A 6,865-nucleotide genomic window follows, 5' to 3' on the forward strand; every position below is an offset into this window, starting at 1 on the left:
GAAATGGATTGGATGCGTCCTGTGTGATCATTCTTCCATTACCAATTACCAGCATATAGTTCCTCCTTTCACTTGTCAAAAACTACCAATTCGATACTGCTTTTTACCTTTTGTTTAGGAATTATGTACTAATACTGTAACATACTTCTCCGAATAATGCAAGTAGAATTTACAAAAACTTTTTGGTTTTTCAAATTTTTTTTAGGTTTTATACTATCTCCGGTGAACAGATAAAAAAGAACGGGGCAGTCATTGATGACAATGAACAACCTCGTTCTTTTTTTGATTTTCCTGTTTTCTGATGAAGCTGATTTTATGACAAATTTTCAGGTTTGTCAACAATTTTTGTAAGATAGGAGAGTTATCCTTCCATAATCGCAGAATTAACCCTGAGCTGTTTTCGTCCATTCTTCCAGAGATTCTCATCCAGCTCCACCTCATAGCCGCCGCCATTTCTCACATGCCACTCATAAAATGGTTTCTGTATATCTGCATACTCTTCCATGATATTCATGATCGTACCGCCATGGATGACAAGTGCCGCCTCTGCCACATGGCTGCGGATACATCCGGACACAACCCTGTCAAATCCTCTCAGGTTTCTGCTTTTAAACCCTTCCCTGCTTTCTCCTCCCGGAAAAGGCAGAGTACCGTTGCTGTCAATCCATTCCTGATAGTGCGGATTACCTTCCAGCTCTTTATAGTTCTTATTTTCAAACTCTCCGAAATCACATTCTGCCAGCTCTTCAATAATATGTACCGGCTCTCCCGGAAAAAGAATCTCTGCTGTCTGCACGCATCGTTTCAGAGGACTTACATAAACCGCCTGAACCTTTGGATAATCCATCTTATGCAGAAACTCTGTTCCCTCCTGACATAACGGCTCATCCGTTGTGCCGATATATCTGGAAAGTTTATTCCCTTCTGTTTTTCCATGTCTGATCAGCCATAATTTAATCATCTTTGATCACCGTTCCAATCCCGCAGATCACGCGCGTCACCTTATGGCTGTATGCTGCCAGCTTCGTACATACACGCCCTACAGCCTCTCTGTATTTTCTGTCAAAAGCATCCACAGGTACAACCCCGTACCCTACTTCCTGAGAGACAAGGACAATATCCGGATTCTTACAGATGATTTTTTCCGCAAGATCTGACACATCCTTTCCATTCTCCAGTTCACTGCGGATATACTGCTGAAAACCAGTCACACCCTGAGCATTCATCAGTTCCTCCTCTGTGACAGAACCGCCGTCACTCCACCTTAACTGTGGATACTGTTTCCTGGCATATTCAGTCTTTCCCTGATATGCACCGCCGATTATCATTTCCATACTCTTCTCCTCAAAAATTAGAAACCACCGCCAGGATCAATGCCATCCCAACTTCACAGATACAAAGAAAGAATCCTGAAATATCCCCGGTTGTCCCGCCAAAGTACTTCATCGCAATATGATGATAATACCAGAAAATCAGCAAAGCTCCCACAAAAGCCAGACTTCCCCATACAGGCCGGATCAAAATCATTCCCGCAGCCAGAAGCACCAGATAGACGATCAGCACATTTCTCGAGAGCACATCTGAAGAATTTCTGGAAAACTCAGCAACTGTACCGTCTGCCTTTGCTTTCGGAAAGGTAATAACTCCAATCCCTGACAGACATCTGGAAACCATAAAACCAAGGCTCAGAATTCCGATCGCCCTCATATTCTCTGCACTGTTAAACAACTGACTGTAAGCGCCGTACCAGGCAATGAAATATACCGCCGCAGTAATAACGGCAAAAGCACCTGCATGGGAATCCTTAAGAATCTCCAGCCTTCTGCTTCTCTCCTGCCAGGAACTCAGGGCATCCGAAGTATCCAAAAGACCATCCACATGGATCCCGCCTGTCACAAATACCGGTACCAGCACCAGCACTGCTGTCACGAATCCCGGCTGATACCCAAACCGAAGTCCCAGATATGCCACCAGCATAGTCAGCCCGCCGATCACAGTTCCGATAAACGGAAAAAAGCAGAACATATACTTCATATTTTCCTTTGTCCAGTCAGCGCGGGGCATGGGAATCTTAGAAAACATGGCAAATGCCACCTTAAAATTATTCCATAAAGATTTCATTGATCAATTCCTCTTTTTCATATTATGGCAATCCTGTCAAATATATTATTTGCAAAGATTGCTGCAGGTATCTGCAGATTTGTGAAAGACTGGTATCCCATATATAACTTCCACCACTTCATCAGCTCTCTGCGCAGCAGCCTGATTGATTTTTCCCAGATATTCCAGATAAGAATCCATATCTCCATCAAACACAACCGCATCTGAAAAAATCTCATTTGTAACGATTACCACATGAGCAGCCTGTTCCAGCAGATTCTCAATCCCTTTTGTAACTTCCGAAACTGTCCGGTCATGGGCTCCCTGTTCTTCAAACATTTCATTTGCCACCAGATTCGACATACATTCCAGAAGCACCACACATCCGGCAGGCAGTTTCACATTTTTGAGCCCTGTATAGCACTCAACTGTCTCGAAACCTTTTCCTGCACGCATCTTTTGGTGTCTCTCGATCCTTTTATGGCTCTCTTCATCAAAAGGGTGCATGGTCGCTATATAAATCCTCTGTGCATCCCCGAAAGAAAGCACCCTGTCTTCCGCAAAAGCAGATTTTCCGCTCCCGCTTCCCCCTGTCACAAGCGTCAGCATTATTTCAGCTCCTCATACTGTTCCACATGGATATCGTCAAAAGTACTCATAGAATGATAAACCGCTGCTGCCAGATCAAGGATCGGGAATAAAGCTACTGCTCCGGTTCCCTCGCCCAGACACATATCCGCATGAATGATTGCCTCTTTCCCCATATTCTCAAGGATCAGATGGGCAGCCGGCTCATTTGATACATGGGATGCAAGAATATAATCCCTCGCAGCCGGGCAGATACGCATGGCGATCAGCGCAGAAACACAGGAAATAAATCCGTCCATGACTACAGGAATACCATAAACCGCACCTCCCAGAAAGACACCTGCCATTCCAGCGATATCAAGACCGCCTACCTTTGCCAGAACATCAATGGCATCCTCAGGATCCGGTTCATTTAATGCAATGGCTTTTTTGATCGCATTGATCTTGCGCACAAGTCCCTCGCTGGTCAGACCTGCGCCGCGCCCTGTCATCTCTTCCACCGGCTGTTTCAGCAACACAGAAGCAACTGCACTGCTGGTGGTTGTATTTCCGATTCCCATTTCCCCTGTTGCCAGAATCCGGTAGCCCTTATCATTCAGTTCCCTTACCATGTCAATGCCTGCTTCAAGCCCCTTTACAGCCTGTTCTCTTGTCATGGCAGGACCCTTGGTCATATTCTGTGTACCATAGGCAATTTTATGGTCTGTGCGGACTTTTGTATCCGTCACCATCCCCATATCCACCGGAAAAATCTCCGCATGGTTCTGCTTACACATCACACCGACAGATGTGTCATATTTCAGAAAATTCTCGGCAACGATGGCAGTAACTTCCTGTCCGGTCTGTGTCACACCCTCTTCTACCACGCCATTATCCGCGCACATGGCAATCAGACCTCTCCTGGAAAGATCCACCTCCGCGTTTCCTGTAATTCCCGCGATCTGGATCAAAAGAGTCTCCAGTTTTCCAAGAGAATGCAGTGGTTTCGCAATACTGTCCCATCTTTTCTGTGCAATCTCCATGGCATTGTGATCTAATGGCTTAATCTTTGCAATAGCTTCTTCCAGAGTCATGAGTTTTCCCTCTCTTTTCCTTCATTATTTTGATTTCCCTGTTGTAAACACAAAAAATTTACTGAATACATAATTCAGTATCAACACAATAAACTGTGTCAGGAATTTCCCGATCATATCATTAAGCCCCATCACTGACACAAGCAGCCATACACCGCCAACCTCGATCACCATAGTGATCAGTCTGGCACTGACAAATTTGCAGAATGGCTGAACATGATCCTTCAATGTCTCGCATTTATCCTGAAAAACATACTTCGAATTTACCACATAGGCAAACAGGATCGCCAGGATGATTGAAATAATATTGGCGATATTCAGCTCCACCTTCAGCTTTCTGAGAATGAAAAAGCTGACCAGATTTACCATAGTGGTACATCCGCCAAAGAAAATATAGCGGATAACGGAACTTTCATACATTTTTCTGATCCATTGCTTCATACAAATATATCCTCTCAGTCCTGTATATTTCCATTCTTAATTACTTTTGAAATAATATATCTCGGTCTGCGCTTTACTTCTTCATAAATCTTGGAAATATAATATCCAATAATTCCAAGACTGATCATCATGGCGCTTCCCACCAGAAGTAGCACCATCAGCAGGGTGGTATAACCTTCCACTGCAGAACCTGTAAAATACTGCACAAGCGAATAGACCATAAGGACCAGCGAACAGGCAAAACATATCGCTCCTGTGATCGTAACAAACTGCAGCGGAAAAGTAGTAAATGCCACGATATTTGTGAACGCATATTTCACCAGCGCCCAGGGAGACCACTTGGAAACGCCGGCCTCTCTCTCCTGCACCTCAAATTCCACACTGGTAGTCTTATATCCCACCCAGGAAGAAGTAGCCCGAAAGAACATATTCCTCTCAGGCATAGACAGAATACTGTCCACAGCCTTCCTGTCCATCATCTTAAAATCCGAGGCATCCTTCATATTTACCTTAGTTGCCTTAGACATGATATCATAGAAAAATCCGGCACATTCTTTATGTAAAAAGCCCTCTTTTCCTCTGTCTGCCTTCACACCCTCGATCACTTCATAGCCTTCCTGCCACAGCCTGTACATCTCAATAAGCGTCTGCGGCGGATGCTGCAGGTCACAGTCCATGACAGCCACCACATCTCCACAGGCCTGCGCCAGTCCTGCAAAAATCGCTGCTTCCTTTCCGAAATTTCTGGAAAAAAGAACGCCTGTCACATTCGCATCCCTCTCTCCTGCCTTCTGAATTTCTTCCCATGTCCGGTCGCCGGAACCATCGTTTACAACCACCAGCTCATAGGGAATCTTCGCTTTTGTAAGAACTTCCGCCAGCACCCGACAGGTTTTCCCAACCATCAGCTCCTCATTATATGCCGGAAGTACCACTGATAATTTACTCATGATGTCATTCCTCATTTTGTTTCATTCATATACAACAGACTAGTTTCTCATTCACTGTCTGTTACTCCTGTAAATATTTTCTATAATGTCAGGGGCAAAAGGTTATTTTACTCCTAAGCACTTTACAGCTCCCGCAATTCTTATTTCTACTTTATTATACACAAATTTACAGAAATGTCCATTCCAACAATCTGCATGCTCCAGTGTGTCAAACACTTCACAGGATAATAGCACGTATGTTACTGTTCTCTTCGTTCTCAGTAACGAGACTCAGATACATTCCAGACTTCCTGAAGCAATGGAATTTGGATTACTTTTTCTTCCTGAACACCAGCATTACATATATAACCAGCCCCAGAACAGAAAGAAGCATTCCCGCTTTCAGATAAGGTGTGCAATATGTAAGGCGTATCTCATGTGAACCAGGTTCCAGTTCCAGAGCCATAAACATGGTATTCGCCTTCTGAAGCTTCGTTTCTTTCCCGTCCACATAAGCCGTAAATCCCTTACTGTACGGAACAGACAACACAAGAGCTTTCTTTTCGGAAACACTGATATCCCCTGTAATCTCATTCGTTCCCATTTTTACATTCTCGAGAGCTTCTTCACCCAGCTTCACAGTTTTTTCCTCAATCCCCTGCACCGGCTGACTCACAACCCTTAATTTATCATAGGTATAAACACCCGTATTAGCAAAGGTGATCGTCATAGTACGAACTCCTGATCTGGAATATCCCATATTGCAGAGAAAATCATGCCGTCCACTGTAGGCATTATACTTATCTGTAAAAATCTTTATGGTCTTGGTCACATCATTGGAGCTGACTGTCATAGCCGCTTCCTTTGATTCCTTCCAGTATCGCCACCGGCTGTCCTCATCAAGAACCTTATTTTGGTCATACTCAGACATCTTCTTCCACTGACTGTTACCAATCAGTTCTCTCGGTGAAAGACTGTCATAATCCAGATTATCTGCGATCAGGTAATTCTCACTGTCCGTAAGACCATGGAACACAAGCTTCAGCTGCGCCCCTTCCTTCGTCACCCTGATTGCTCCCTTAGACAGAGCACAACCATCCCCTGTCTCCATACGATACTGGATATTCTCATTATCAGCATCAACAGATGCCTCAGGCAGTGTACTCTCCTCAAGCACCACACCGTCCATCAAAGCCTGCTGCTTTTTTACCACATCCATTTTCTCATATTCCGATTCAGGAATATAACTGTCATAAGTATAACCCAGAGGCAGTGCATTCTCATTCTCGATAAGCCCTGCACTCACTTTTTCCCTTTCTGGCAGAGCCCTTCTCTTTATTATATCCATAGGAAAGATAGCGGAAATTATCACCACTTATCACAAAATATTTCACAGAAGCCAGCCTGTCCAGGATCGTCCTTCCGTCCAGGTTCTCATAATGCTGCTCCCATGGCGTATTCAGATACATTTCACTGAAAAAATCACTGATACTGCTGTTTGCAAGACTGAAATAATAAGCAGTACTGTTCGTACCCATATACATAGAAGTATTATCATAGGGCAATGCCCCATACTGGTCATAACGATAGACACCTGAATCCCCGGCGGCAAGAACCGCCTTATCCGTATTCGACTCCAGCTTATCCAGCGACTCCTCTTCGGCTGCAAACTCTGACAGATAATCCTTCTCATAAGAATACTGATAAGAAACATTCAACATAATGCTCACCACA

At 44.2% G+C, this 6,865-nt stretch carries 9 protein-coding genes; all 9 read right to left on the bottom strand.

The genetic code is table 11. The features are described from left to right. Nucleotides 1-361 precede the first annotated feature (361 nt). Nucleotides 362-961, bottom strand: coding sequence for a histidine phosphatase family protein (locus AC075L_RS03760; RefSeq protein ID WP_022381051.1), 600 nt, complete (start codon nt 959-961; stop codon nt 362-364). Next, nucleotides 954-1,334, bottom strand: a complete 381-nt coding sequence (locus AC075L_RS03765; RefSeq protein WP_022381052.1) for a bifunctional adenosylcobinamide kinase/adenosylcobinamide-phosphate guanylyltransferase — start codon at nt 1,332-1,334, stop codon at nt 954-956. Before AC075L_RS03765 ends, AC075L_RS03760 begins: the two co-directional genes overlap by 8 nt. Before the next feature lie 10 nt (nt 1,335-1,344). Further along, on the bottom strand, nt 1,345-2,121 hold the full coding sequence (locus tag AC075L_RS03770; protein WP_008703284.1) for an adenosylcobinamide-GDP ribazoletransferase: 777 nt from the start codon (nt 2,119-2,121) through the stop codon (nt 1,345-1,347). A gap of 45 nt (nt 2,122-2,166) precedes the next feature. Next, nucleotides 2,167-2,709, bottom strand: coding sequence for a bifunctional adenosylcobinamide kinase/adenosylcobinamide-phosphate guanylyltransferase (locus AC075L_RS03775; protein ID WP_022381053.1), 543 nt, complete (start codon nt 2,707-2,709; stop codon nt 2,167-2,169). Then, nucleotides 2,709-3,761: a nicotinate-nucleotide--dimethylbenzimidazole phosphoribosyltransferase gene (gene cobT, locus AC075L_RS03780; protein WP_022381054.1), complete on the bottom strand. Its 1,053-nt coding sequence runs from the start codon at nt 3,759-3,761 to the stop codon at nt 2,709-2,711. The genes AC075L_RS03775 and cobT overlap by 1 nt, the downstream gene beginning before the upstream one ends. 24 nt (nt 3,762-3,785) lie before the next feature. Then, nucleotides 3,786-4,202 (bottom strand): GtrA family protein, encoded by a 417-nt coding sequence (locus tag AC075L_RS03785; RefSeq protein WP_022381055.1) that lies wholly within the window; start codon nt 4,200-4,202, stop codon nt 3,786-3,788. Nucleotides 4,203-4,216: 14 nt separating this feature from the next. After that, a complete protein-coding gene (locus AC075L_RS03790) occupies nt 4,217-5,152 on the bottom strand; it encodes a glycosyltransferase family 2 protein (protein ID WP_022381056.1) in 936 nt (311 codons plus the stop codon). A gap of 310 nt (nt 5,153-5,462) precedes the next feature. Further along, nucleotides 5,463-6,437, bottom strand: a complete 975-nt coding sequence (locus tag AC075L_RS03795; protein WP_476387164.1) for a YfhO family protein — start codon at nt 6,435-6,437, stop codon at nt 5,463-5,465. Continuing rightward, nucleotides 6,412-6,865, bottom strand: a 454-nt coding sequence (locus AC075L_RS03800; RefSeq protein WP_476387165.1) for a YfhO family protein, incomplete at its 5' end; no start/stop codon positions are given. The genes AC075L_RS03795 and AC075L_RS03800, both read right to left, overlap by 26 nt.

It is taken from the genome of Blautia sp. ZXY-1-B12, assembly GCF_056339915.1.